The organism is Candidatus Woesearchaeota archaeon (assembly GCA_026394965.1).
Taxonomy (GTDB): Archaea; Nanobdellota; Nanobdellia; order Woesearchaeales; family 0-14-0-80-44-23; genus JAPLZQ01.
Window position 1 is genome coordinate 19,828 of the sequence record JAPLZQ010000103.1, and the last position, 26,131, is coordinate 45,958.

General features: G+C 42.2%; 27 protein-coding genes. 18 read left to right on the top strand and 9 right to left on the bottom strand.

Translation table 11 applies throughout. The features are described 5' to 3' along the window. Positions 1-96 precede the first annotated feature (96 nt). Positions 97-1,743, top strand: a complete 1,647-nt coding sequence (locus tag NTV63_04635; GenBank protein ID MCX6710204.1) for an MFS transporter — start codon at positions 97-99, stop codon at positions 1,741-1,743. A 53-nt stretch (positions 1,744-1,796) separates the two neighbouring features. Here NTV63_04635 and NTV63_04640 read toward each other — a convergent pair whose 3' ends face one another. Beyond that, positions 1,797-2,066 carry a winged helix DNA-binding protein gene (locus NTV63_04640; GenBank protein ID MCX6710205.1) on the bottom strand — a complete coding sequence of 90 codons (270 nt, stop codon included), beginning with the start codon at positions 2,064-2,066 and terminating at the stop codon, positions 1,797-1,799. Positions 2,067-2,273: 207 nt separating this feature from the next. Between NTV63_04640 and NTV63_04645 the strand changes: the two genes are divergently transcribed. From NTV63_04645 to NTV63_04665, 5 genes are all read left to right on the top strand, one after another. Continuing rightward, positions 2,274-2,993, top strand: a complete 720-nt coding sequence (locus NTV63_04645; GenBank protein ID MCX6710206.1) for a serine protein kinase RIO — start codon at positions 2,274-2,276, stop codon at positions 2,991-2,993. Between the two features lie 36 nt (positions 2,994-3,029). Next, a complete protein-coding gene (locus tag NTV63_04650) occupies positions 3,030-3,770 on the top strand; it encodes a ZIP family metal transporter (protein MCX6710207.1) in 741 nt (246 codons plus the stop codon). Positions 3,771-3,837: 67 nt separating this feature from the next. Beyond that, positions 3,838-4,662 carry a hypothetical protein gene (locus NTV63_04655; protein ID MCX6710208.1) on the top strand — a complete coding sequence of 275 codons (825 nt, stop codon included), beginning with the start codon at positions 3,838-3,840 and terminating at the stop codon, positions 4,660-4,662. Positions 4,663-4,769: 107 nt separating this feature from the next. Continuing rightward, a complete protein-coding gene (locus tag NTV63_04660) occupies positions 4,770-7,298 on the top strand; it encodes an NHL repeat-containing protein (GenBank protein MCX6710209.1) in 2,529 nt (842 codons plus the stop codon). A 19-nt stretch (positions 7,299-7,317) separates the two neighbouring features. Then, complete coding sequence (locus NTV63_04665; GenBank protein MCX6710210.1) at positions 7,318-7,779, top strand: hypothetical protein; 462 nt, start codon at positions 7,318-7,320, stop codon at positions 7,777-7,779. Positions 7,780-7,846: 67 nt separating this feature from the next. Here the strand turns inward: NTV63_04665 and NTV63_04670 are convergent, their stop codons facing one another. From NTV63_04670 to NTV63_04680, 3 genes are all read right to left on the bottom strand, one after another. Next, entirely contained in the window at positions 7,847-8,875 is a 1,029-nt protein-coding gene (locus NTV63_04670) for a bifunctional N(6)-L-threonylcarbamoyladenine synthase/serine/threonine protein kinase (protein ID MCX6710211.1), read from the bottom strand. A gap of 91 nt (positions 8,876-8,966) precedes the next feature. Beyond that, positions 8,967-9,137 (bottom strand): 4Fe-4S binding protein, encoded by a 171-nt coding sequence (locus NTV63_04675; protein MCX6710212.1) that lies wholly within the window; start codon positions 9,135-9,137, stop codon positions 8,967-8,969. 39 nt (positions 9,138-9,176) lie between these two features. Then, complete coding sequence (locus NTV63_04680; GenBank protein ID MCX6710213.1) at positions 9,177-9,950, bottom strand: hypothetical protein; 774 nt, start codon at positions 9,948-9,950, stop codon at positions 9,177-9,179. A gap of 165 nt (positions 9,951-10,115) precedes the next feature. On the opposite strand from NTV63_04680, the gene NTV63_04685 reads away from it, so the two are divergent. From NTV63_04685 to NTV63_04700, 4 genes are all read left to right on the top strand, one after another. Beyond that, entirely contained in the window at positions 10,116-10,814 is a 699-nt protein-coding gene (locus NTV63_04685; GenBank protein MCX6710214.1) for a PAC2 family protein, read from the top strand. Positions 10,815-10,942: 128 nt separating this feature from the next. Beyond that, a complete protein-coding gene (locus NTV63_04690; GenBank protein MCX6710215.1) occupies positions 10,943-11,251 on the top strand; it encodes a 50S ribosomal protein L44e in 309 nt (102 codons plus the stop codon). 276 nt (positions 11,252-11,527) lie between these two features. Next, positions 11,528-11,983, top strand: coding sequence for a 30S ribosomal protein S15 (locus NTV63_04695; GenBank protein ID MCX6710216.1), 456 nt, complete (start codon positions 11,528-11,530; stop codon positions 11,981-11,983). A 190-nt stretch (positions 11,984-12,173) separates the two neighbouring features. Further along, positions 12,174-13,634: a DHH family phosphoesterase gene (locus NTV63_04700; GenBank protein MCX6710217.1), complete on the top strand. Its 1,461-nt coding sequence runs from the start codon at positions 12,174-12,176 to the stop codon at positions 13,632-13,634. Between the two features lie 343 nt (positions 13,635-13,977). On the opposite strand, the gene ftsZ is transcribed toward NTV63_04700, so the two are convergent. Continuing rightward, the gene (ftsZ, locus tag NTV63_04705) at positions 13,978-15,060 is read right to left on the bottom strand and encodes a cell division protein FtsZ (GenBank protein MCX6710218.1); all 1,083 of its coding nucleotides are present in this window, start codon (positions 15,058-15,060) and stop codon (positions 13,978-13,980) included. A 480-nt stretch (positions 15,061-15,540) separates the two neighbouring features. Between ftsZ and dph5 the strand changes: the two genes are divergently transcribed. The 3 genes from dph5 (at position 15,541) to argS (ending at position 18,555) form a co-directional block, all read left to right on the top strand. Further along, positions 15,541-16,302 carry a diphthine synthase gene (gene dph5 / locus NTV63_04710; protein MCX6710219.1) on the top strand — a complete coding sequence of 254 codons (762 nt, stop codon included), beginning with the start codon at positions 15,541-15,543 and terminating at the stop codon, positions 16,300-16,302. Position 16,303: 1 nt separating this feature from the next. Continuing rightward, the gene (locus NTV63_04715; GenBank protein MCX6710220.1) at positions 16,304-16,678 is read left to right on the top strand and encodes a hypothetical protein; all 375 of its coding nucleotides are present in this window, start codon (positions 16,304-16,306) and stop codon (positions 16,676-16,678) included. Between the two features lie 101 nt (positions 16,679-16,779). Then, entirely contained in the window at positions 16,780-18,555 is a 1,776-nt protein-coding gene (gene argS, locus NTV63_04720) for an arginine--tRNA ligase (GenBank protein ID MCX6710221.1), read from the top strand. Between the two features lie 65 nt (positions 18,556-18,620). On the opposite strand, the gene NTV63_04725 is transcribed toward argS, so the two are convergent. Both NTV63_04725 and NTV63_04730 read right to left on the bottom strand, forming a co-directional pair. After that, positions 18,621-19,424: an S-layer protein gene (locus NTV63_04725; GenBank protein MCX6710222.1), complete on the bottom strand. Its 804-nt coding sequence runs from the start codon at positions 19,422-19,424 to the stop codon at positions 18,621-18,623. Between the two features lie 387 nt (positions 19,425-19,811). Then, entirely contained in the window at positions 19,812-20,660 is an 849-nt protein-coding gene (locus NTV63_04730; GenBank protein MCX6710223.1) for a hypothetical protein, read from the bottom strand. Positions 20,661-20,838: 178 nt separating this feature from the next. Here NTV63_04730 and NTV63_04735 point away from each other — a divergent pair, with 178 nt between their 5' ends. Continuing rightward, complete coding sequence (locus tag NTV63_04735; GenBank protein ID MCX6710224.1) at positions 20,839-21,345, top strand: hypothetical protein; 507 nt, start codon at positions 20,839-20,841, stop codon at positions 21,343-21,345. A gap of 106 nt (positions 21,346-21,451) precedes the next feature. On the opposite strand, the gene NTV63_04740 is transcribed toward NTV63_04735, so the two are convergent. Both NTV63_04740 and NTV63_04745 read right to left on the bottom strand, forming a co-directional pair. Next, positions 21,452-21,592 (bottom strand): hypothetical protein, encoded by a 141-nt coding sequence (locus tag NTV63_04740; GenBank protein ID MCX6710225.1) that lies wholly within the window; start codon positions 21,590-21,592, stop codon positions 21,452-21,454. A gap of 189 nt (positions 21,593-21,781) precedes the next feature. Continuing rightward, a complete protein-coding gene (locus tag NTV63_04745; protein ID MCX6710226.1) occupies positions 21,782-22,522 on the bottom strand; it encodes a DUF4013 domain-containing protein in 741 nt (246 codons plus the stop codon). Between the two features lie 211 nt (positions 22,523-22,733). Here NTV63_04745 and NTV63_04750 point away from each other — a divergent pair, with 211 nt between their 5' ends. The 4 genes from NTV63_04750 (at position 22,734) to NTV63_04765 (ending at position 26,120) form a co-directional block, all read left to right on the top strand. Then, complete coding sequence (locus tag NTV63_04750; GenBank protein MCX6710227.1) at positions 22,734-22,907, top strand: hypothetical protein; 174 nt, start codon at positions 22,734-22,736, stop codon at positions 22,905-22,907. Between the two features lie 64 nt (positions 22,908-22,971). Continuing rightward, positions 22,972-23,289 carry a hypothetical protein gene (locus tag NTV63_04755; GenBank protein MCX6710228.1) on the top strand — a complete coding sequence of 106 codons (318 nt, stop codon included), beginning with the start codon at positions 22,972-22,974 and terminating at the stop codon, positions 23,287-23,289. A 126-nt stretch (positions 23,290-23,415) separates the two neighbouring features. Next, on the top strand, positions 23,416-24,213 hold the full coding sequence (locus tag NTV63_04760) for a KH domain-containing protein (protein MCX6710229.1): 798 nt from the start codon (positions 23,416-23,418) through the stop codon (positions 24,211-24,213). Positions 24,214-24,317: 104 nt separating this feature from the next. After that, the gene (locus NTV63_04765; GenBank protein MCX6710230.1) at positions 24,318-26,120 is read left to right on the top strand and encodes a DNA topoisomerase VI subunit B; all 1,803 of its coding nucleotides are present in this window, start codon (positions 24,318-24,320) and stop codon (positions 26,118-26,120) included. Positions 26,121-26,131: the final 11 nt, after the last annotated feature.

Sequence of the window (26,131 nt, forward strand, 5' to 3'; positions counted from 1 at the left end):
TTTTAATATTTTCTCTGAAAGTATTTTCGCATAATCCGATAATGTTAAATATCACCTCAAATTTTGGCATTGAGAGAAAAAGAGAGTGAAAATAGGATGAATGGGCTGGGAATAAAAGATTCAGGAAAAGCTTCTTCAAAAGAAACTGCCAAATTGAAAGAGGATGAGAAAAAGGCAGAAATCGCATCCAAGCTCAAGCCAGTCATTGAAGAGGAGAATCCAGAAAACAGGATTCTGATAACAATCCCGAAAGATGCAATAAAGGAGCATAAGAAGGGGATTTTGGACCGGATTATACCTGATGACGGCAAAAACAATGAGACCAGCAAAAAAAGCCTCAAATACTCAATAATTGAGGGCTCTGCAAACTCAGTGATGACTGGATTCGGAGAGAACTACATAAGCTCATTTGCAGTAAAGCTCAATGCAACTGATGTCCAGCTCAGCTTTATTGAGACATTCCCTGTTCTCATAGCATCATTCTTCCAGCTCTTCAGCGTGGGCGCAATTGACAGGATAAAAAACAGGAAGAAGATAATACTCTCGGGAATATTCGCACAGGCGTGCACATGGCTTCTTATAACCTCAATTGCGCTGTATTTCAAAAACCCAATTCTTCTTTTGATATTCTTCACAATGGAAGTGAGCTTCAGGATATTTGTCAATCCCGCATGGAGCAGCATGATGGGAGAAATTGCCGAAGAAAAAATAAGAGGCAAGTACTTCGGGATAAGAAACAAGATTGCCGGCGCAATAAACTTTTTTGCAATGCTCATAGCAGGAAGAGTGATATACCTGTTCTCAATAAATGAAAAAAAGGACTTTGTGCTATACGGCTTTGCAATTCTCTTCGCGCTTTCATTTGTCGCAAGGATGATATCCTGGCATTTCATGAGAAAAATACATGAAAAGCAGTATATCATTGAGGAAAAAAACAAGTTCACCCTCTGGCAGTTCATAAAGAACATGCGGATGAACAACTTCGGGATATTCATAATTTTCCTTTGCATCTTCAATTTTGCAGTTTATGTGTCATCCCCTTTTTTTACAGCATACATGCTGAAAGGGCTCGGTATGAATTTCTGGCTTTACACAATAGTCAACAGCGCAACAACAGTTGTGACATTCCTTGTCATGAGCTACTGGGGGAAATACTCAGACATATTCGGGAACAGGCACATATTTGAGATAACCGGATATCTAACACCTTTAGTTCCAATACTTTTCATACTCTCCCCAAACCCTTATTACCTTTTCATAATCAATGCATTCTCGGGATTTGTGTGGGCTGGATTCAACCTGAGCTCATCAAACTACATTTATGACGCAGTAAGCCCCCAGAAGAGAGTTAGGTGCCTCTCATATTACATCTTCCTTGACGGAATTGCAATATTTTCAGGAGCACTTGCCGGCGGCTTAATAATGTCTGCGATAAAAGCGCCGATAGCGCTTCCGATAATCTCCCTTTCAAAATACCATGTCATATTCATTGTATCAGGGCTTCTAAGGCTTGCCGCAGTCGCCTATTTCATGCCGAAAATCAGGGAAGTGAGGCTCGGGATAAAGGAGGTTGCGAGCGAGGAGCTTTTCGTGAAGCTTATTGCAATAGAGCCAGTGAAGAGCTTCTTTTACATGACGACAAGAAACATAAACTACGGGGTCGGAAAGATAGAAGAAATGGGGAAGAACTTCATAGAGCTCACTGAACTGGACAAGATTGTGAAAAAGAAAAAGAAAGAGTAAGCCATTAATAGCAGAGATAAATCAGATTGCAAAAAAAATGGTTCCTTAAATGCCTAAAGGTTGTTTTTTACCTTGTCAATATTCTCGGCAACATCCTGCCCCTTTTTTGTAAGGGTAAGAAGCTTTAGTCTGCCCTGCTTCTCGAAATTGATAAGCCCTGCCTTCTGCATCTCCTGCAGAATCTTCACAACATGTGAATAGGTGCAGTCAATCACTTTTGCAAGTGATGAGGCGTATATCTCAGACTTGGCATTCCTGAGCTCCACGAGCATCATTGCCGGCTTCTCTCTAAAAATCACATTAAAAATTTTCTTATTTTCCATAAAGTCCACCCCGCACCCATCACCTCGGGTTAAACCAGCGTGAAATCAAAAAAAACTCTTTATTTCCCCAAAAAAAATAATTATTAACTAATATTTAAATCTTTGTTTTTCCAATAGTTATTTAGAAATGGTTATATTAAAGAGTTATTTCGGGCAGTGATAAAACAGGGCAAAAGGTTTATTAATAGAGGGGGAGTATTTTTCAGCATGCGCAAAGCCAATGAGAAATTCAAGGTGTGGGGGGATGTATTTGACAATTTCGCGCTTGTTACCATAGAGAAGCTTATAGACAAGAACTGCTTTGATGAGCTGGAAAGCCCGATATCAGTTGGAAAAGAGGCGAATGTGTTCTCAGCGAAGCGGGGCAGTGACAGGGTTGCAGTAAAGATATACCGCCTTGAGACCTGCGACTTCAACAGGATGTATGACTACATAAGGGCAGACCCGAGATACATCGGGATGAAGAAAAAAAGAAGGCAGGTGATACTTGCCTGGTGCCAGAGAGAATACCGAAACCTGATGAAGGCAAGAGAAGCTGGCTTAAGCGCACCCTACCCGATAGCGTTCCTGAACAATATTCTCGTTTCTGAATACATCGGGGATGAAAACCCTGCGCCAAAACTCAAGGATGAAATCCCAAAAGAGCTTTCCGCATTTGCCATTGAGGTATTCACGCAGGTTAGAAAATTTTACAAGGCAGGGTATGTCCATTCAGACCTTTCGGAATTCAACATCCTCATTTTTAATGAAAAGCCGGTGTTCATAGACTTCAGCCAGGCAACAACAGATAGGAATCCAAATTTTTCAGAATACCTGAAAAGGGACATAAAAAACATGTGCCACTTCTTCAGGAAAAAAGGACTATCTCTCGATGAGGATAAAATTGCCGCTTACATAAAGGGCGACAAGGAAAAGCTTATAATATAAATTGAATAAAGCCGCAGAAAATAAAAGGTGAAAATGATGAATACATTTTTATGGATACTTCTTGCAACCGTGATTGACGGGCTTCTTGCATTTGTAGGGATATTCACATTCTTCATGAAAAAGAAAACTCTTAAGAGCACAATCTTCTCCCTTGTCGCATTCTCAGCAGGCGCCCTTATGGCAGGAGGGCTTTTTCACATGCTTCTCGAGGGGCTTGAAAAGATGAAGGCAGAGCTTGCCCTTTCACTTTTCCTTCTTGGCTTCCTTATCTTCTTTGCAATAGAGAGAGTCCTCAAATGGAGGCACTGCCACGAGGAACACTGCGATGTGCATCCGATGACATCCCTTGTTGTTATTGGCGACAGCGTCCATAATATTGTTGACGGGCTTGTAGTTGCAGCTGCTTTCATAGTAAGCGTAAGGTTCGGGATAATCACAAGCCTGATGCTTTATCTGCACGAAATACCCCAGGAGCTCGGGAATTTCAGCATAATGGTGTACGGGGGCGAAAAGAGGAAAAAGGCGCTCCTGTACAATTTCCTCGCCCAGCTCACCTGCATAATCGGAGGAATCATCGGATATTTCTTCTCGGCAGGCTCATCATTCAGCACATACATGCTCCCGATTGCGGCAGGAGGATTCATTTACATCTCTGCTTCTGATTTAATACCTGAACTTCACAAAGAGGCAGACCTGAAAAAGTCAATGCTGGCATTCGGGATGTTTGTTATCGGAATGGCGTTCATGCTTGCAACAAAGTTCCTGCTTGGGGCATAAAAGCAATAATCAAAATGTTTAAATAGGCGCCCTTCCCTCTAAAAAAAAAGAAAAAGTGTGTGACAGAATGCATAATAAAAAGGCTCAGCTTGCGGTTTTCGTTCTTATTGGAATTGTGATATGCGTGGCATTCGGAATATTTTACTTTGCGAGCCAGAACATCAAAAGCTCAAAGGAAATCCCGTCAGAAGCAATAATGAGCCAGTCAATAGAGTCATATGTCAAGAGCTGCTTTGACTTCACATCCAAAAACGCAGTATTCCTTATCGGAAGATACGGCGGATACCTTTACCCTGACATTAATGTAAATGAAATAAGCACTGACTTCGGCAAGGCAACCTATCTGTATGATGAGAACAATCCAAACGGGAAGAAATGGCTTCTCTCAATTGAAGAGATGCAGCAGGAGATTTCATACTATGTCCAGGGTGAAATCAGGAACTGCGTGGATTTTGAGATTTTCAGAAAGCAGGGCTACGAGATAGAAGAGGGAATTCCTGAAGTAACCTCAGTGATAAGGGACAGCTCAGTCCTGCTGAAGATGGACTACCCAATAACTGCAATAAGGGGAAGCACCTCAATAAGCCTGAACAGCTTTCAGAATGTGGTTGATATACAGCTCGGAAGGATAGTCAAGACAGCAGAGAACATAATTGAAAGCGTTGAATACTCAGAAAATGAGGCAGATATTGCCCTAATCGCAGAAACAGGCGGCAGCCTTCAGAACAACCCCTTATTTTCCTACAATTTCCTGTTCAGAATAGTGACTAAGATGGAAACAGAATGGGCATTCCTTAATGACAGGATAAGCACGCTCTGGGTGATTTACGACAGGAAGGCAAATCCTGAATACATGTTTATATTCGCAACACGGCACAAAAAGATAATATGAGAATTATGAAATGGATATATACGAGAGGAAAATAAAAAAGAGATAAGAATTATAATATCATAATGAGATAAAAGGCATCAAAAGCGGTAAAATATTATGATTATATTATGATTAAAAAAATTGAGATGCATAAGATGAGAAAAAGGGATTTATGGATGGCTGCTCCGTTAATCATATTGCTTCTCTTCATAGAACTTTCAATTGCAGAGTGCTCAAAAAGCGAGGGAACAGACCCAAATTCAGAATATCCGCTGAGATTTTTTGCAGGAGTATGCACAGATAATATTGGGGCGCATCCTGACGAGATAATTGAAAAAGAAGGGAAGTATTACCTTGCAGAGCAGGTATGCAACATATCATCGGGCTTGTGCACTGACTATTTTGATATTAACGGAGCATATGGAGGAAGTGTAATAAGCGGGAGAAATGCCCTTTCCTGCAGCTATGATCTTCCTGAAAAAGGGCTCAGCGAAGAGGAGAAAAAGGGCTCTGCTGAAAACTTTACAGTAAAAATCGGAGAAATTGAGTATCAATCAGCAAGATGCTGCAGAAATGAAAATTCAGTATGCACTGATTCTTCTGAAAATCGCACTGATTTGAGGGCATGCTGCGCAGGATTTTCATGCATAAGCGGAAAATGCGCAAAAATTCCTGAATGCATCCCTTCTTCTGAACTCTGCTCAGACGGGATTGACAATGACTGCGACGGAAAGGTTGACTGCGATGACACAGACTGCTTCAGCCAGGATGAAAAGCCCCTTTTCTGGGATGCGATAAAAGATACTGACTGCAAGAGCTCATTTGCAGAGGGCTTTCCAGGATGCAGGCTTGCGCAGTGCGGGGAATGCATGCCTGACGGAACAGGAACAAGATGCGAATGCAGCATATTAACTGCTGAAAAAAGGGAAGAAGGAAAAGAATATGTTCCTGCTGTAAAGAGCTGCATCCAGAAAAATGATAATTCATGCATAAAAAGCGAGTGCGCAAAACTTGGAGGGATGTGCCTGAACAAGTCAATACTCACAAACTGGAACTGTGGGGAAACAGAGGGGCTCTCTGAAGCAATTGGCGTTCCAGAGAGCGCATGCGGAAACTGCGAATTTGACTGCTGCATTCCAAAGCAGGAGCCATCATGCGGAGCTGAAAACCAGCCCTGCTGCATATACGGCTGCGGATTTTTCAATGAGGGATTAAGCTGCTGCGCAGACAATGTCTGCAGGAAATCCTGCACTGCGCCTTCAAGCGCTATTGAAAGAATAACAAAAAATGAAGAGGGCATAATAACTGTATATGCAACCTTGCTGGATGGAACATATGTCAGGGTAACAATAGCAAATGACGGAAAGATAATATCTGCGGAAAGCGACGGAAACATTGAAGACACAGCAAAAGACGAGAGAGAAGGAAAATTCAAGGCAGATGAAAACTTGAAGAACAACATTAAACTTCCTGAATCAGTAAAGGCATATGCAGAAAGGAATAATGTAACAAGAACTGATGAAAAGCCGAAAAGCGCAGAAAAGCGCTCATACCAGGAACAGTGCTCAATTGACAATGAACCCAAATGCGATGATTCCGCAGGGCTTGTCTGCGTGAAAAAGGCGCTTTATGAGTGCGACTGCATGGCTGATTTCAAATGGGATGATTCTGCAAAAAAATGCATTGAATCAGAGCCAGAAGAGGTATTTGACACATGCAGGTTCAGGAACCCGACTGGAATTGCAGTAAGGTCGAGAGATGAGATATTTGTAACAGACACAGGAAACAACAGGATTATAGTTTTCAAAAGGCCTGTTGAAACTCTTGATGATGAAAAGCCATCTTTTGTCAAAAAATACATTTTTGGAAATCCTGACGGAAGCGCAGGGACAATTCCGGGAAAAGAGTTCAATGCTCCTACAGGAATATCAGTTGACCAGGGCGACTACAACAGGGTTTATGTTTCTGACTCAAACAACAACAGGGTGCAGGTGCTTAACTACTGCGAGCCCTCAAAATTATACACTTTCATAAAGCAGGAAAGCTCTGCCGGAGGAACACAGTTCAGCTTCCCTGCAGGGATAGAGGTTTATGATGAGAATCTCTTCATAGCTGACCTTAAGAACAACAGGATTGTAGTATTAGGAAGCAGCAGGGACAGGACTCTGGAATTTATCAGGCAATTCGGCTCGCACACTGAATCAGAGTTTGAAGAGGGAAAATTCAGGGAGCTTTCAGACATTACAGTTTATTCAAACGGGATATTTGCAGTGGACAGCCAGAGCAGAAGAATCCAGGTTTTTGACAGCCAGGAATATTTCTCAAGCGGCAATTTCAAGCTTAAAGGAACAATTGAATTTGAGGAAAGCGCAAGGATTTACGCAATTGCCACAAAGGGAAAATACATTTATGTAAGCGATTCAGTCAACGGAAAGGTATACCAGATAGACAGCGACGATTACAGCAAAAGAAAGTCAATTGACGGCTTGGACACTCCAACAGGGCTTGATGTGATTGATGAGCCAAGAGACAAGGGCTTTTCCTACCTTTACATATCTGAATCAGGAAAGAACAGGATACTTGTCTACAACACAAAGTCCTATTTTGAGGAAGGGATAACAGAGCCGGCTGCGATAATCGGCCCTGTAATCTGCTGAGAAAAAGCGAAGGGAAAAAATGAAAAGCAAAAAGACAGAGTTTATAATCATAACATTTTCAATTCTGATAATCCTATTTGCTTCATCAGGATGCATGAAGAAAACACAATGCTCCCCTGACGACCCAAAATGCGCAAACACATTAAAGGACAGCGATGCAAGGCGGGAATGCGCCTCAGACTTCTGCTACTGCCAGGTTTGCGAGAAGGGAGAATGGCTTAAAGTTAACAAGGCAGAAAATAACATAAATAGCTGGGGCGACTGCGCAGACTACTGCGAAAGAACAGGCAGCTCGCCTGACTCTGACAAGGGCTACTCATTTGTGTGCAGCGATATTGTATCCCATGTTGCCCCAAAATGCAACTGCCCAAATGGATATAGGTGCTGCAGAGTAAAGGCATACAAGGCAGAGAACCAGTGCATTGACATAACTGACTTCTGCCCTTACACCTGGCAGCCTGACGAACTGTGCAGCAGCTGAAGACATTAAGAAAGAGAATTAAGAAAGAACGCCTTTACTAAATTTTGTTTTATTCTTTATTGGGTTTTTAATTTTTCTTCCTGAAGGAATAATTTTTTTCTGCTGTGTGCCAGAATGCATCAATGTCATCTGTTCTTTCATAGGGGCGAACAGCAGTTTCAGAAAGACTCTGCCTTGCCCCTTTCTGGTGCTCAAGAAGCCCGAGCCATGAAATCATAGCCCCGTTGTCCACAAGAAGCTCAGGAAGAGGCGAAAAGCATTTTGCACCACGCTCATCGCACATTTTTTTTGCCATCTCAAAAAGGCGCTTGTTGCAGGCAACCCCTCCGCCCATGAGAAGCTCGCTCTTTCCGCAGTGGGCAATAGCCCTCTCAGAAACCTCAACAAGCATTGCAAAAACAGTCTCCTGAAGGGAATAGCACAAGTCAGGAACAGAATATTCCCTGCTTTCATACTTTTTCCCGATGTTGGTGAGTATCCCGCTGAAAGACACATCCATCCCTTTAACCACATAGGGCAGTTCAATGTAATTCTTTCCTTCAAGGGAAAGCTGATAAACTTTAGGCCCTCCTGGAAATCCCATCCCAATCTTCCTTGCAAAGGTGTCAATCATGTTTCCAATTCCCATGTCAAGGGTTTCCCCGAAAATCCTGTATCTCCCGCCTTCAAATGCGATTATCTGGGTGTTTGCGCCTGATGCATACATAAGAACCGGGTCCTTTGAGTCAGTAACAAGCCGCCCAATTTCAAGATGCGCTATGCAGTGATTAACACCTATAAGCGGCTTATCCAAAAGCACTGAAAGTGTTCTTGCAACAAATGCTCCAACCCTTAGGCAAGGCCCTAATCCGGGCCCTTGAGAGAAGGATATCAGGTCAATGTCGGAAAATGAGACATTTGCATCAGAAAGCGCCTGCCTTATAACAGAGTCAAAGCATTCAGAATGGTGCTCTGCCGCCTCCCAGGGGATAATTCCCTCCTTTTCAGAAGTGTATGCGGACTTCACATTTGCAAGAATTGAGACTTCGCGATTTTCCTCTTTCACGATTCCCACTCCAAATGTGTGGGCTGTGCTTTCAATCCCAAGGCATATCATTTTATGGAATTAAAAAGAGGTTGGTTAAATAACTTTTTATTGCATAAGAAGAAAATGATAAAAAGAATAAAAGGAGAAAAATAATGGGAGTTTACTCCTCATTAATCTTTATTGCAGAGTGCGGGCACTGAACCTCGCATGCCCTGCATCCTATGCACTCATTTGGCTTCTTGACGACTGTCTTCCCCTTTTCCTCGGCATACACGCTCATGGGGCAGACGCTTATGCATGTCTTTGTATTCTTGCATTTCTTATAGTCAATAACAGGTTTGAAAGAAATTTTAATCCGCCTCCAAAAAACTTATTCCGAAGATTCCTTCTCTTCTTCAATATCTATTGGCAGGTCTTCCGGATGCTTTTCAGAATCAGACTCCTTCTTCTTGATGTTCTCAATTATCCTCTGATCCTCTGACTCGCCTTCCATCTCCTCATCCTCTTCAGGATTGGAGAGAATCTCATCCTGCTTCCTGAGCTTCTCAATCCTGACTGCCCTTGTCGGCTGCAGAACAGAGAATGCCCTTATGTCACACACCTTCAGGGGATATTCCTTCCTGATGAACGAGTTCATTTCGCTCTGGAACTTTCCCGAGATTATTTCAGAAACAATGTCATCATAATTCTTCTCAGTTGCGCTCTTTATTATGAAATACCTTTCAGCCCTCCTGAGACTTGCAATTACGTTCCTGCTTGTGTTTCCCGATGTTATGAAAACCGGCTTGAACTGGACAATCTTGCCGTCCAATGTCTTGACTATGAACGAGTCGCTTATCTTGTCCCTTCCGCGCCTTACAATCCTCTTTATCATGGCAGGCATCATTTCATACCCGATAAGTTCGGTAAGGGCGTGCTTGTTGTCCTTTATTTCAGTAATCCTGAACTTGACATTTATGTTCTGCTTCTTGATGTTCCCTGTGATATTCATCAGGTTGACGCTTATTGTCCTTCCGATAAGCGAATTTGGGGAAGCTGTAACAGTCTCTCCCATAGAGACCTCATTGAAGTTCTTTGAAGCGAGAATCTCATACCATTTCTTTTTCTCTTTCTGTGTCTTGTCTAATTTTTGTGCTTTAGCCATCTTAATGAAAGGGAAAAAACACCTGTTTATAAAGATTTTCATTTTTGAGGAAAAGTTTGGAGAAAAAGCATATTCCGGTTTTTAGAATGCGGCTCTCAGGAATTGAGCTGAAAATAACCCCGGCTCACCAAAAGGTATTTATATAAAACTGATTTTCAAAAAAGCATGCTATACCTAACAAAAAAACCAAAAAACGCAGTTGTGATAGAGGCTTTCCCGGGATTCGGGCTTGTCGGAACAATAGCAGTTGAATTTCTCATAGAGCACCTCAAGACAGAGCATATCGGAAGGATAAGCCTGAAAGAGGAAATACCGCTTGTGGCAATCCACGAGGGAAAGCTTGTTGAATCCATGGGAGTCTTCTACAGCAAGGAATACAACATAATTCTCATTAGAAGCGTGAACAAGATTACCGGGCAGAACTTCCGCGAGCTTTCAGAGGACTTCATGAAGCTGGAAGAAGAGCTTGAGGTGAAGGAGTTCGTAAGCCTTGAAGGCGTTAATTCCCCTGCAGCAGGAGGGGATGTTTTCTTCTTCTGCAAGGAAAAGGAAAAAGAGAAGGACTATGAATCTCTCGGGATAAAGCCCCTGAAAGAGGGGATAATCCTTGGGACAACAGCGGCGCTCCTCACATGCCTGAAAAGCATAAGCGGGCTTTTTGCAGAAACAAATTCAGAGCTGCCTGACAGCAAGGCATCTGCCGAGCTGATAAAGATTCTTGACAAGCGCTTCAGCCTCAAGGTTGACTACCAGCCGCTCCTGGACAATGCAAAGAAATTTGAGAACAAGCTCAAGCAGGTAATAGAGAAGAGCAGGGCTGCAACAGACGAGCAGGAAAAAAAGAAGCTTAACTACGTCGGATAAAAATCCGGCATTTGATTCTGCTGCTGTTTTCTATGCTTTTTTTTTCAATTCTTTTAATTTCAATCCTGCAATATCCCGGCAATTCTTTTTAGAAAAGTTTTTAAATACCCCCTTAATCCTCATCATTCATGAAGATTCCAAAGATAATAAAAAGGTATTGCGCGCACTGCAAGAAGCATACGCCTCACAAGGTATTCCAATCCAAAAAGAAAAAGCCAAGCTCCCTGAGCTACGGCTCAAAGTACCGGGCCAGGAAGAGGGGGCGTGCCAGAGGGCAGGGCGGGCATGGAAGGTATTCCAAGCCAGCAGTAACCGCCTGGAAGATGGCTGGAAAAAAGCAGTCAAAGAAGACTGACTTCCGCTATGAATGCAGCGTGTGCAAGAAGAGCAGCGTGCAGAAGGAAGGAAAAAGGGCAAAAAAGGTTGAATTCGTATAAACCCTGATTTTATGCTTTTATTTTTTTAATAAAACAAAATTGATAACGTCGAGAGGCAGACCGGTGAAAGCTTGTCTGCGCTGGAGAAACAGTTTTTGATTTCTCCTATATTAAAAAGGCAGGATATCATAAAAATCCGCTGAGAGCGTTTGATCGGACGCTCTCTTAATCGCGGATTTTTAGGATACAAAAAGGCGCTGTATCTCGCAACTAAAGTAATGAGTTTTAGCGCCTTTTTTGTATAATCTCTGCTGAAAAATGCGAGGAAGGACAAGAATGGCAAGAATGCATTCAAGAAGGAAAGGAAAAGCCGGAAGCAACAAGCCGAAGGAAGCAACCAAAAAAAGCTGGATAAGATACGCTCCCAAGGAAGTTGAAATGCTTGTTGCAAAGCTCGGAAAAGAAGGCAAGAGCGGCTCAGAGATAGGAATGATTTTAAGGGACACATACGGAATCCCTGATGTAAAGGCTCTCACAGGAGAGACAATCTCAAAGATACTCGGAGACAAGAAGCTCCTCCCAAAGCTCCCTGAAGACCTTATTGCGCTCCTCAGAAGGATAGTCCTGATAAGGAAGCACATTGAGAAAAATGCAAAAGACCAGAGCGCAAAGAGAGGGCTGATACTCACTGAGTCAAAAATCAGAAGGCTTGTCAAATACTACAAGATAACAGGAAAGGTTCCTGTTGAATGGAAGTATGAGCCTGAAAAGATAAGGCTTTACATAGAGTAAGCGCCTTAAATTATTTTATTATTTTTTATAATATTTTTCATTATTTTATTATTTTTAATCTGATTATCTGAATTATATTCTTTTTAACTTATTTTGCAGATACAATATATTTAATAAGCGGCTTCCTTAATTTCAGATTCTGCTTTACTGCGAATCTGTGCGGTTTTAATTTTAAGAGGTGGATAGGAAATTGGGCGATGTTGAAGAGTGCAGGGCAAAGGACTCTCTTGAAGCATTCATGAAGAATGTAAAGATTGCTGCTGATGAATTTCTGGCGCTTGACAAGGGGGAAACAATAAGGCTTGTGTCCCACCTTGACTGCGACGGAATAAGCGCTGCATCAATAATGATAAGGATGCTGAACCGGCTCAACCGCAGATACGCCCTTTCCATAATTCCCCAGCTGGATGAAAAGGCAATATCCGAGCTTTCCAGGGAAAACTACAAAACCTTCTTCTTTACAGACATAGGCTCGGGGCAGATTTTCAGGATAAGAAAGTTCATGAAAGAGAAAAAAGTATTCATACTTGACCACCACGACATTGAAAGAAATTCTGAAGAATCTGAAAAATCAGACGGAATAGTTCATTTAAACCCCCACCTTTCGGGAATAGACGGCGATTCGGAAATATCAGGAGCAGGCGTTGTATTCCTTTTCGCAACTGAGATTGACAAGAAAAATGAGGACATGGCGCACATTGCGCTTATAGGCGCTATCGGGGACATACAGGACAGGAACGGATTCTCAGGCATAAACTTATCCATCATAAAAACCGCTGAAAAAAACGGCAGGATTAAAGTGGAAAAGGGATTAAGGCTCTTCGGAGCCCAGACAAAGCCCATCCACAAGCTCCTTGAGCAGAGCACAGACTTCTTCATTCCCGGAATTACAGGCTCTGAAAGCAGCTCAATACAATTCCTGAAAAGCCTTGGGATAAATCCCAGGAACAGCGAAGGGAGCTGGAAAAAACTCCCAAATCTTTCAAGTGAAGAAATGAAAAAGCTTGTTACAGGAATAATCCTTATGCGCCTTGAAGAGAAAAATCCAGAGGACATCCTTGGACAGGTCTACACAATCCTGGGAGAGGAAGAGGAATCGCCCCTGAGAGATGCAAAGGAATTCTCAACCCTTCTCAATGCCTGCGGAAGGATGGGAAAGGCATCATTTGGTATAGGCGCATGCCTTGGGGATTCGCGCGCAAAACAGCAGGCGCTCTCAACGCTTGTTGACTACAAAAAGGAGATAATGAAATCCCTAAAGTGGTATGAGGAGAACAGAGAATCAAAGGCAGTTGTGTCAGGCGACGGCTTCATGATAATAAATGCCTCGGACAAAGTGATTCCAACAGTTATTGGAACAATGGCTTCAATCATCTCAAAGTCAGGAATGATACCTGAGGGAACAATAATTGTGTCAATGGCTCAGGCAGAAAGCGGAAAGACAAAGGTGTCTGGAAGGGTTGCAGGGAGAAAGCAGTCAGAGCATGACATGAGCGCTGTTATGAGAAAGATAACATCCATTGCAGGCGGTGAAGCAGGCGGGCACCGGAATGCTTCAGGCGCAGTGATACAAACAGAAAATGAGGAAAAATTCATAGCAGCAGCCCAGAGCGTCCTCTCAAACATCTGCAAGGAAGAAAAGGTATTCTAAAAAAAGGCATTCTGAATTATTGGAAAAATCAGCCCGAAAATATTTCATGCTTTTAATTTTTAGAAATTGATTCTGTAGTCCTGCCGCTGCTGCTATTTTTTAAAAAAAAGAAAAAAAAGAAAAAATAAAAAAAAAGTTCTCCATTGCCTCACGGCAAGGAGACAAACGTTTTTGCCTTCATTTAGGTTTGTGGGGGTGGGAAAATGAAGGCAGAAAGTCAACACCCGAAGGTGAGCGTGAATAAGTGACTTTTTGCGATCCCTCTCAATCATGAATTTGTGAGCGTGAAAATGCTATAAGGCTCCGGAAAAGCCCGGAGCAAAAAACATTTTACTGATTTGCCTTACTGAAGGATTTCAATCCCCAGCTCGTCGCTGACATGGTTTGCAACAGCCCTGTTCGCAGCTGTCATGCTTCTCTTGTACTCGTCTTTTCCGAGGAGCCATGGAGATTTTACGCCTGTTATTATTGTCATCACAACAAGCTTGCCCTTCATGTCCTCCTGAATCCTTGCTCCCCAGATGACATTTGCATCTGTGTCCATGGATTCTGTCACAAGTTCGCCTACCCTGCTGACTTCTTCAAGAGTCATGTCTGGGCCTCCTGTCACATGGATTAAGGCTCCTGTTGCTCCCTTGTAGTTGATGTCAAGAAGCGGATTTGAGAGCGCTCCGTTAACTGCCTCTTCAACCCTGTTGTTGGTATCAGATGAGCCGACTCCGATTGCTGCGACTCCGCCGTTGCTCATGATTGCCTTTACATCTGCGTAATCCAGGTTTACAAGGCTTGGAACCGCAATTGTCTCGACAATTCCCTTAATCATTGTTGCAATGAGCTCGTTTGCTACGGCAAATGCCTGCTGGATTGGAAGCCCGCCTGCAATCTGGACAAGCCTGTTGTTGTCTATAACGACAACTGTGTCAGAAACCTGCCTTAACTGCTGGAGCCCGAATTCTGCCTTGTCAACTCTCACTCTTTCAATCTTGAAGGGCATTGTTACTGTTCCTATGACAATTGAGTTTATGTCCTTTGCAATCTTTGCAATGACTGGAGCTGCTCCTGTTCCTATTCCTCCTCCCATTCCTGCGCACACAAAAACCATGTCCGCATCCTTGAGAGCCTCTTTCAGCTCCTGCATGTTCTCCTTGGCTGCCTCAGCTCCCTTTTCCGGGAATCCTCCGCATCCGAGCCCTCTTGTCACATCCCTACCGATGATGAATTTGCGATCAGCTTCAGTTATGTCAAGGTGCTGCTTGTCTGTGTTACAGGCTAGAATCTCAGCTCCGCGTATTCCCTTCTGGTAGAGCCATGAAACCATATTGTTTCCTGCGCCACCAACGCCTATAACCTTAATGTTGGCCTGCCCTTCAAGTCCCTCAACTTTCCTGTCCGAATGTTCCAATGCGTTCTGTATTATATAGTCCATTTTTTCAACCCCCTTTTGTCTGTTTTTGCTATTTGTTTGTAAAAGCCCACACATCGTTCCAATCTATATTCTGGAAAAAACATAATACAAAACCATAATATTTATATTCTAGTATGGTTTTTACTACTTTTAGAAAAAGATACTTGCGCCAACAGGTAACCTTTTCGGTAATTCAACTATTTTACGCCAAAATTCAAGAAACGATTGCTTCAAACGAGGTTTCGCCAAAAACTTTGTTTGAAAATTTTATATTTTCTTCATAGTTAATAAGTATATAAATATTTCTGGAATCTGAAATATATTTTCAAAAATCTATATCCATATAGCGCATTTATATATTAATACTCAAAATGGGCTCTTTAGTATTTCAGTATACCTTTAATTATATTCAAAAAACGGGGTTTTCCGACGGGAAAAAAGCGCAGCAGATTATCATAAAGATTTAAATATTGAATCAAAATAATTCCAAACTGGATAAAAATGGCGCTTTACCTCATAGGACTAGGGCTGGGTGACGAAAGGGACATAACCCTGAAGGGGCTGGAATTTGCTAAAAAATCAGATTATGTCTATCTTGAGAGATACACTGCCATCCTTCCTGCTGGAAAGGAGAAGCTGGAAAAGCTCATCGGAAAAAAGATTTTAGACGCTGAAAGGATTGATATGGAGCAGGGCTCGTCTGAACTGATTGAAAAGGCAAAGAATTCTGATGTTTCAGTCCTTGTCGTAGGAGACCCCCTCAGCGCAACAACCCACGCCGAGATAATGCGTGAAGCAGAGGAAAAGGGGGTAAAGGCATTTGTGGTTAACAATGCCTCAATCCTGAATGCAATAGGGAGTGTTGGGCTTCAGCTCTACAAGTTTGGAAAAACAACAAGCATTCCCTTTCCTGAGGAGGGCTTCACTCCTGAAACTCCCTATGATGTTCTTGCAGAAAACCTCTCAATAGGGGCTCACACCCTCATTTTGCTGGACCTGCGCCCGAAAGAAGGCAAATTTATGACTGCAAACGACGGCATAAAATACATGCTTGATATTGAGGGCAGGAGAAAAAAAGGGATATTCACAGAAAAAACCCTCTGCATCGGATGCGCAAGGATGGGCTCAGATGATTCAACGATAAAATCAGGAACAGCAAAACAACTTCTTGCCGAGGACTTTGGAAAGCCGCTTCACTGCATAATAATCCCGGGAAAGCTTCATTTTGTCGAGGAAGACTGCATAAAGAGATGGAGAGTTTAGAATGCGGAAGGTTTTTAATAAAAAAAAGCAGGAAAAGAAAAAGCCATGCGCGATAGATAAAGATGATTCAGGAATGGCAAGCGCTGAGGAGCTTTTTGAGCTTGCAAAGAGCGGGGTTGAAACAGTAGAATCCCTTAAGAAGAGAATAGAGAACATGGAGAAGTGGTTTGAAGAGGAGATAAAGAGAAGGGATGCAATATTAGACAATGTGCACAGGGAGAAGCAGATGCTCTTCAACTCAGCTGTGAGCGAGGCGAACAAAAGCGGGGAGATGAAAATTATAATTGAGCGCTACAAGAAAAAGGTAATTGCGCTTGAAGAGGCACTCTCTGAAAAAGAAAGCCCGAAGAAGAGGGCAATAAGAAAAGAGATATGATTAACATATTGTGCATAAATGAATGAGCATCAATGAATTTTCAAAATCAAACAGCAAAACAGGATAATTATAAATAAACTAAAAAAAACAATCCAGATAAAATGAAAGAAGAGATTAATGAAAAAAAGAAAATCGCTTCCCTCCTTGCAGAAGCAACAGGGAATAAGGAAGAGGATATTGAAAGCCTGATTGAAGTTCCTCCGAAGATGGAGATGGGCGACTATGCATTTCCATGCTTCTCATTTGCAAAGTCAATGAAAAAGAGCCCGGCGCAGATTGCCATGGATATAAGCAAAAAGGCAAATTCGGCGCTTTCTGAAAAAAATTATCTGTTCATTGAAAGGGTGGAAAGCACAGGGCCCTATCTTAATTTTTTCCTGAAAAAAGGGATTTTTGCAGAAAAGGTCCTTAAAGAAATAATAGCAAAAGGCGATTCATACGGCTCAGGAGAAAAGAAAAAAGACAAGGTGATGGTGGAGTTTTCTGACCCCAACACCCACAAGGCATTTCACATCGGGCATCTCAGGAATGCATCAATCGGGGACTCCCTTGTGAGGGTTATGAGATTCTCAGGATACAATGTTACAGCAGCCAACTACATCGGGGATGTCGGGGCTCATGTCGGAAAATGCCTCTGGGCTCTTGAAAAATTCCACAGCGGAGAGCTTGGAAAGATTCCAAAAAATGAAAGGGGGGAATTTTTGGGGCAGGTTTACACTGATGCAACAAAAAGAATAGCAGAGGCAGAGGAGAAAAAGGATTCCTCGCTAAAAGAAGAGGCTGCCCTCATTGCAAAAAAGCTTGAGGAGGGCGACAGCTCACTAACAAAACTATGGAAAGAGACAAGAGAATGGAGCATTGAGGAATTCAAGAGGATATACAGGGAGCTCGGGATAAATTTTGATATTTATTTCTTTGAAAGCGAGGTTGAAAAGAAGGGAAAGGAAATAGTCAGCGAGCTCCTGAAAAAGAAAATAGCAGAAGAAAGCCGGGGCGCAATAATAGTTGACCTGAAAAAATACAATCTTGATGTTTTTCTCATACTCAGGACAGACAAGACAGCCCTTTATGCCACAAAGGACCTCGGGCTTGCAGAGGACAAGTTCAGAAAATATGAGATAGACAGAAGCATATATGTTGTCGGCTCAGAGCAGAAAATGTATTTCCAGCAGCTCTTCAAAACCCTTGAACTCATGGGATTTCCCAATGCAAAAAAATGCTACCACCTTGCGCACGAGCTTGTGATGCTTGAAGAGGGAAAGATGTCCTCAAGAGAGGGGAATGTTGTAACATACGGAACTCTTGCATCAGAGATGATGAAAAAGGCAGAAAGCGAGATTGAGAAGAGGCATCCTGAATGGGCAAAGAAGGAAAAAGAGGATACAGCAAAAAAGATAGCCATTGCTGCAATGAAATTCTCAATGCTCAACCAGGACAACAACAAGCCGATAATATTCAGCATAGTAAAAGCCCTTGACTTTGAGGGCGAGACAGCATCCTATGTGCAGTATGCCTGCACAAGGGCTTCATCAATCCTGCGAAAGGAAAAGGAGGAAAACAAAAAGTTCATCCCTGCTGAAGAGATTAAATCAGCTGATTTATCAGTCCTGAATTCAGCTGAGGAAAGCGCGCTCATCAGAAAGCTTTCAGAATTCCCTTCAGTAATCTCAAAGGCAACTGAGGAATACAAGCCGTTCATAATCCCGAAATACCTGCTTGAGCTTTCAAAGCAGTTCTCAATATTCTACCGCGAATGCCAGATTATGAAAGCAGAAGAGAAAGTCAAGAAGGCAAGGCTGATTCTCACTGAAAGCGCAAGAACAGTCATAGCAAACGGGCTTTCCCTGATTGGTATTCCGGCGCTTGAGAGAATGTAAACAGAAATCTTTATTCTTTTTATTCCCTTATTTCAACATTGTCAATAATCCCGTCTGAATCCAAATCAACCCCTTCCACAACCTTTGCGCCTTGTCCCAGAATACCTTCTCCCTGCAAGGATAAGAATGCTTTTTCCGGGGTTAAACGGGTTCTTCGCCTTGACAATTATCCCGATCTCGTCATTTGAGTATGATTTGCCTGAAAGGGTTGAATAAACGCTCCACACATCCTTTTTCTCAAATCTCACAGGAAGCTTTGGATTTACCTCCTTCACAATCCTGTTTGTCACAGGACCTCCTATCAGTATAAGATTCTCCTTAAGGTCCTCATCCTTTACTTCAGTATCGAGCTTTACAGTAAATGAGGGCACATAATTGAGAAAGGTTCCAAGGAAAAGCGCAAAGTCAACTGCATAATATCCGTCCCTTGAGCGCGCCTTGTCAGGGCCGTGGGGGTCAGGGCTTCCCACAATGAAGAAAGCATCCAGCTGCCCATCCTTTATGAAGGGCTCAAAAAAAGGGCTTTCTCCCCCAAGGTGAAGCATGTTCGGGCTGTTCTCAAAATCCCGGAACTTGACTACAAAAGAAGGCTCCTCAAGAGCATAGTATTTTGCAAGAGCGCCCTGCTTGCTTTCGCTTTTCACAACTTTCACAATGCCTGCCTTTTCAAGCTTTCTGACGTGGTAATACACCTTCTGCTCATTCACCTTCAGCGCTTTGGAAATCTCAATGACATACATCTCTTTTGCTGAGAGAAGATTCAGGATTTTTACAGCAAGCTCAGATGAAAGATGCCTGGAATCCCTTGCGCTTATCTCCTTTGCAGGGAGGGAAAGAATCTCATTCTTGTTTTTCTCAACTATGAACATTAATGCGCCTCTCTTTGCTCTTATTAAACAAACACTATTGATAAGAAGAGCTATTATAAAAAATTTTTTATTTCTGCTAAAAATCATAAAAATCCGCTGAGAGCGTTCGGACGCTCTCTGATTCGCGGATTTTTAGGATGCCAAAAACGGCGCTTTATCTCTAAACTAAAGTACCAAAAATTCGCTAAGCGAATTTTGGAATCATAAAAATCTGCAATGGCAAATTTTTAGGATGCAAAAAGTGGCTTTGCCGCTTTTTTGCACATGAAAATCAAAGATTTTCAGTTCAAGAAATCATTTGATTTCTTTGTATTGAGTTTTAGCGCCGTTTTTTAGCATAAATTGCAAGTAAGATAGAAGATAAGATTTTTAATTAATTCTTTCTGTTCAGAAATCCTTTGTCCGCATCACTTTTATCCCGCGCGCTTTTGAGATTCCCTCTGCAATCGCATCAACCTTTTCCTTGTACTGCCCCATGCCCTTCCAGTCCAGGATTATTGACTCGGGCTTTGGAACAGTCCTTTCAATTGCCTGAAGAACTATTTCCTCATCAATATTATCAAGCATGTATTTTGGGCATACATGCCCGACTGCAATCCCGGATTCTATTATGATTTTCTTGAAATTTGAAAGGGTGTGAAGCCCGCCTATCCCGACAGCAGAAGGGCACTCCGGAACCTCATTTGAAAGAAGCTCAAAAAGGGCTTCCCCTATGATTTTGCCTGCTTTCCTGTCTTTCCAGCGCTCAAGCTCAGAGCCGATTTCAATGAACATGCACGGCTTTTCAAGGAAAGGGCCGTGGTGGGTGCACTCCTGGACAACATCATACCCCGAGCCATTTCCCCTTATTTCAAGAATCTGCATCGCCCTCTTAAGAAAGGATGCCGGGCAGACGCAAAGCTCCCTATCCCTGCCGCCAAGCCCTGCTGAACCCCAGTTTCCTGGAGAGTGCACGCTTAAACTGGGAATTCCAGATTCGCTTCGATGCTTGCTCATGAAGATGAAAAAATCCGCTGAGATAAGCCGGTCAAGGTTCTCGTAATGCACAAGCTCTGAGTCAGTTGTATAAATCCTTGCCTTGACTTCATTAGAGCCCGCATGAAAAGTTCTCTCAAAAACAGGGTATGAATCAAAAACCCCGCATTTCATAAATTCAGCTGTTTCAAGGAAAGAATCCTTTATGTTCATTCCTGCATGGTCCTCTGTTGAGCAGACTAATGCGATATTGTGAAACATGGCAGTTAATTAAGGGGGTTTAAGTTAAAAATATATCTAAAAAGAGGGGGATGGATCAACAAGAATGTTTCATTGGTGAAAAAACAAAAAAATTTATAAATTTGGAGGTAGTTAAATCAAAAATCCGATGAATCTGCAACAGATAATTCAAAAAAAACACTTAAGGCTTTCTGTATTATTGGCTCTTCTTTCAATAATTGTAATTTTTATGGGGGTATTTATAATAAGGCCGTCAATAACAGGATACGCGGTTTACCAAGAGATGGTCAAAATAAATTCTTCTTTTGAAGAATATATACAAAATCTGGATGAACTTCACGAAGAAATACTTTCAAAAAATACAAACTTATCTGTATGCTATAACTTCAATGAACAACTATTTTCTGAATTTGAAAAGTGCAACAATATTAGTCGGGAATACAAAGCAAAACTGGATGTTCTAAGTTTGAACTGCAGCAAGTTAATGGAGAATAAAAACGCAAAAATAGAGGAGCTGCAATCGCAAATTGATTCAAAAACAAAGCAATATGAGGAATTAAAAACTGATTATGACCTTTTTGTAAAAAGCGTTGCTGACAACATCTGCTGCAAGACAAAGGTTGACAACCCTAATATAAAATATTACAGAATAGAAAATCACAAAGTTCTATGCCTTGAAGAAGGAACCCAGCAGATAAACTGTTAAAAAAACTAAACCATCTCATTCTGATAGATATCTAAGTAATTTCACTCATAAGATTATTTAACAATTAAAAAAGAGAATAGAACATAGAATTAAGAATATTCAAATCTTACTCTATGACTGCGCCGCACTTCTTGCAGTACACTTCATTGTCCTTCCTGACAACTTCTGTGCTTCCGCATTCCGGGCACTTCAGGATTCCCTCGCCGCTCACGCTCTGAAGCGACTTCTCACTCGGGGATAATGCCATGCCTAACTTTAGAATTTTATGATATTTAAATCTTTTGAATTACTCGCAAAAGAAGAAATCTGAATGCCAAAAAGGGCTTTTCAGCCATAAAAGAAAAGCGCGACAAATGAATTAAAAAAGACAACGCAACAGGATAGTATAACAGAATAATAAAATAATAAAATAATAAATTAATAAAATAAAAAAAGCTTATTTCCTCTTCTTTGCCTTTTTTACCACATGCTTAACAGTGCTTTTTTCAGTTTTCTTATCCTCGCAGAAAACCATTGCAAATGCAGTAATCGATGTTATCCCCGCAGTCATTGAATAAATTGAAGAGGACAGCATTTCAAGGAAACCTGTTGCGCTGTAAAAAATCATGGAAAGAAGCACTGAAATAATGGCGCTGTAAATCCCTGTGAAAACTGATGTCAGAAAATACTTTGCTGAAAAAGCCCTCCTGAAAACCTCTTTTATCCTGAATGCTTCCCTTATCTTCCAGTCCTTTGCATATTTCAGCCATGCTGAAGGCATGACATACACTGCAAGAATGAAGAGCACTGCAAAAGCAGCAGAGAGGGGGACTGGAATTAACTTAACCACTTCCCTTATGATTTCAGGAGTCAATCCTGATGCGTCAACTACTCCTGCAATGTCAAACAGGTATGAAACCTTTGCAATGAATATCGCTGCTGCAGCTGAAAAAACAGCAAGAGCAGGAATCAGGTAAATTATGGATATAAAAATGGAGCAAAGCCCCCTTATGAAGAGATTTCCCCAGTCAACCCATTCTGGAAGCCCAAGCTTTTTCTTGAGCGAAAGGTTTCCTGCGGTAAGAACGTAGCCCGAGACAAAAAGGTTCACAATGGGAATGATTCCGAGAAGAATCCCGATTATCAGATTCCTGAAATCTGAAAAAGGGCGCTTAATTGCGCTGATATAATCAACCATTCAAAACCACCTCTTTAATTTTATGACATCCCGAAAACGGACATTCTGATTTCAATCATTTATTGATTAAAAATCTTTTGATTCTGCGCATCCCAAAGTTTCATCAAACGGGAATATAAGTATTTTTTTAAGTATAAAAATAATAAAATAGAAAAGTATTTAAATAAGCATTAATATAAGTATATTTGGCCGAATAAAACCGAATCAGAAAATGAGAGAACTCACAAGAAAACTTTACAGGAGGGGAAGCAGCTACGAGACAACTATTCCAATGCCTCTCCTATTTTCACTTGAGCAGAACAGGAAGTATGAGGTTGTGTTCTCATTGGAAAAAAACAGGTGGTTCATAGATTTCCGCGAAAGGAGGGAAAAGGGACGGAAATAACCGGAAAAAATTCACGATTAAAAAAAGAGGTGGTGGAGATAACAGAAGGAGAAGAGGTGAATAAATGGAAAGGAAGCTTACAAGGATAATGGAGGATATTTCCTACGAAGACCTCTACAAGATGAAAAATGACCTCGAGAGCGGGGGAGACCACCTTAAAAGGCTTGTAGAAAAGAAGATAAAAGAGGTTGAAAGCCAGGAAGTGAAAACATGCGCGACATGCGGGAATCCTGTGAACCTTATAACAAATAAGTATTACAGCATAATCTTTGGACCCCCTGACTTAAGGAAAAAGGCGTATTTCTGCGCTCTGGACTGCCTGGACTATTTCATTCAGAGGCTGAAAGAAGTGGAATCAAAGAAGATAAAACTGATGCAATGAACAATGCAATTATTAAAAAAATCCTGCGCCCAAGCAGTGCGCAGGTGAAATACGCTTTTATTTTAATCAAAAAAAACATTTTGAAAAAAACAAAGGTTTAAAAGAAGCCTGATTTTCGCAAGAAAGATGAGAGAAAAAAATGATGAAAAGGGAAAAGTGAAGATTTCTGAAGAGGAAAATAAAAAACATTCCCCTTTGGATGAGCCAAGTGCAGAATCATCTGATGAGATTGATGAGGATGAATTTTCTGCAGAGATAGACTCAGTCAGCCCTATGAAGCACTCAAAAAGGGCGGATGAGGAGCTTTTTTCATACACAATAAAAGTGCCTGGCGACAGGATAGCCGCAGTAATCGGGAAGGGCGGAGAAACCAAAAGAGAGATTGAGGCTGAAACCGGCTGCATCCTGGACATTGACAGCCATGAAAATGAGATTGAAATCTTCAGCAAGGACTCAATAAAACTATACACTGCCAAGGAAGTGATAAGGGCAATAAGCCGCGGCTTCAACCCGAAGATTGCAGTCCAGATGCTCAAGTCAGACTACACTTTTGAAGTGATAGAGCTGAGGCATGTGATAAGCTCTGTTTCCCAGATGAAAAGGCTGAAAGGCAGGGTTATTGGAGAAGGCGGAAAGGCAAGGAAGACAATAGAAGACCTGACTGACACAAACATAAGCGTCTACGGAAAGACAATAGGCGTAATAGGCGAGGCATCAAGGGTTGCGATAGCAAGAAAGGCAATAGAGTTGCTCCTCAAGGGAAGCGCCCACCACTCAGTATACACATGGCTTGAAAGGAAGAGGAGAGAACTAAGGGATGATGAGTTCAAAAGTGAATTCGGCGCAACAGACGAGAAGGAAATAGCCGAGAAAAAAACAGGCGCGAAAAAGGATGAGGCTTCTAAAGAGGATTTTCCAAAATAAAGCAATTGCTTTAATCTCATAAAAACCATTCAATTTTTTAAAAAAGCATATGCTGAAGAAAAGATAAGCTTATAAGAAAGACATTAAAATTGCAGGAAGGCAAAATGGCAGAGAAAGAAAAAGCGGAGAAAAAGCCCGAAGGCAAAATCACCGACTACATTGAGAAAAAGCAGGAAAAGAAAACAGAGGAGAAAGAGCATAAAAAAGAGATTGAAGAGAGTAAGAATAATGGTTCAGATAATGTAATCGCGTTTGAGCTTGCAAAAAAGCAGCAGGAAATCTCAGTTGCGGAATTCTTTGAGAAAAACAGGCACCTTCTCGGCTTTGACAACAAGAGGAAGGCACTCCTCACTGCAATAAAAGAGGCAGTGGACAACTCGCTTGACGCCTGCGAGGAGGCAAGAATACTTCCCGAGCTCCTTGTTGAGATTGTGGAAATGGGGGAGGAAAAATTCAGGGTGTCAGTTGCAGACAACGGACCTGGAATAGTTAGAGAGCAGATTCCAAACATATTCGCAAAGCTTCTCTATGGAAGCAAGTTCCACACGCTGAAGCAGGCGAGGGGGCAGCAGGGGATAGGGATATCTGCTGCAGCGCTCTACGGACAGCTGACAACAGGGAAGCCGATAAGGATAATCTCAAAAATTTCCCCAAAGCATCCTGCATACTACTACGAGCTTCACATTGACACGAAAAACAACAAGCCGGAAATCCTGAAGCAGGAAGAGCGGGAATGGGATATTGAGCATGGCACAAGAATAGAAATAGACCTTGAGGCAATTTACCAGAAGGGCGACCAGTCAGTTGACGAGTATCTCAAGCAGACAGCAATCATAAATCCGCACGCGACAATAACCTACACAAACCCCAAGGCAGAACAGTTCATATTCGCAAGGGTGTCAAAAGAGCTTCCTGCTGAAGCAAAGGAGATAAAGCCCCACCCATACGGAGTGGAGCTCGGGCTTCTCCTGAAAATGCTGAAGAGCGCAGAGGAAAGGACGCTGCAAAGCTTCCTGACAAGCCAATTCTCAAGAGTAGGCGCTGGAACTGCAAAAGAGATATGCGAAAAGGCAGCAATGCTTCCAAATTCAAAGCCCCATGAGATAGACCGGAACCAGGGAGAAAAGCTGATTGATGCGATAAGGAACACAAGGATAATAGCACCCTCTCCGGACTGCCTTTCACCTATAGGCGCACAGAATCTTGAGAACGGGCTCCGAAAGGAGATTAATGCTGAATTCTACACTTCAACTGCAAGACCGCCATCTGTCTACAGGGGAAACCCGTTTGTGATAGAATGCGCAATCGCATACGGCGGGCAGATTCCGGGAGACAAGCAGGCGACAATTCTCAGGTTTGCAAACAGGGTTCCCCTGCTTTACCAGCAGGGAGCCTGCGCAGCAACAAAATCAATAACAGCCACAAACTGGAAATCATACGGGCTATCCCAGAGCAACGGGGCAGTGCCTGTAGGACCATGCGTGATAGCAATACACCTTGCATCTGTATGGGCTCCGTTTACAAGCGAGGCAAAAGAGGCAATAGCCCACTACCCTGAAATAATCAGGGAGATGAAGCTTGCCCTCCAGGAATGCGGGAGAGAACTTACAAAATACATACACAAGAAATACAGGGTAAATGATGCGATAAAGAAAAAGTCCTACATTGAGAAATACCTTCCTCACATAGCACTAGCGTTAAAAGAGCTTCTCGGGCTCACTGAAACCGAGGAGAAAAAACTCCAGGCGGCAATAAAGGAGCTCCTTGAAAAGACAAGGCAGATTGAAAGCATTTCAGATGAAGGCTCTGAGGAAGAGGACAACGGAAGGGAGAAATTCGGGATAAAAGGGAATGTTGAGGAAGAGCTTGAGAATGCCGAGGACAGCGATGATGAGGGCAGTGAGTAAGGAGCGGAAAA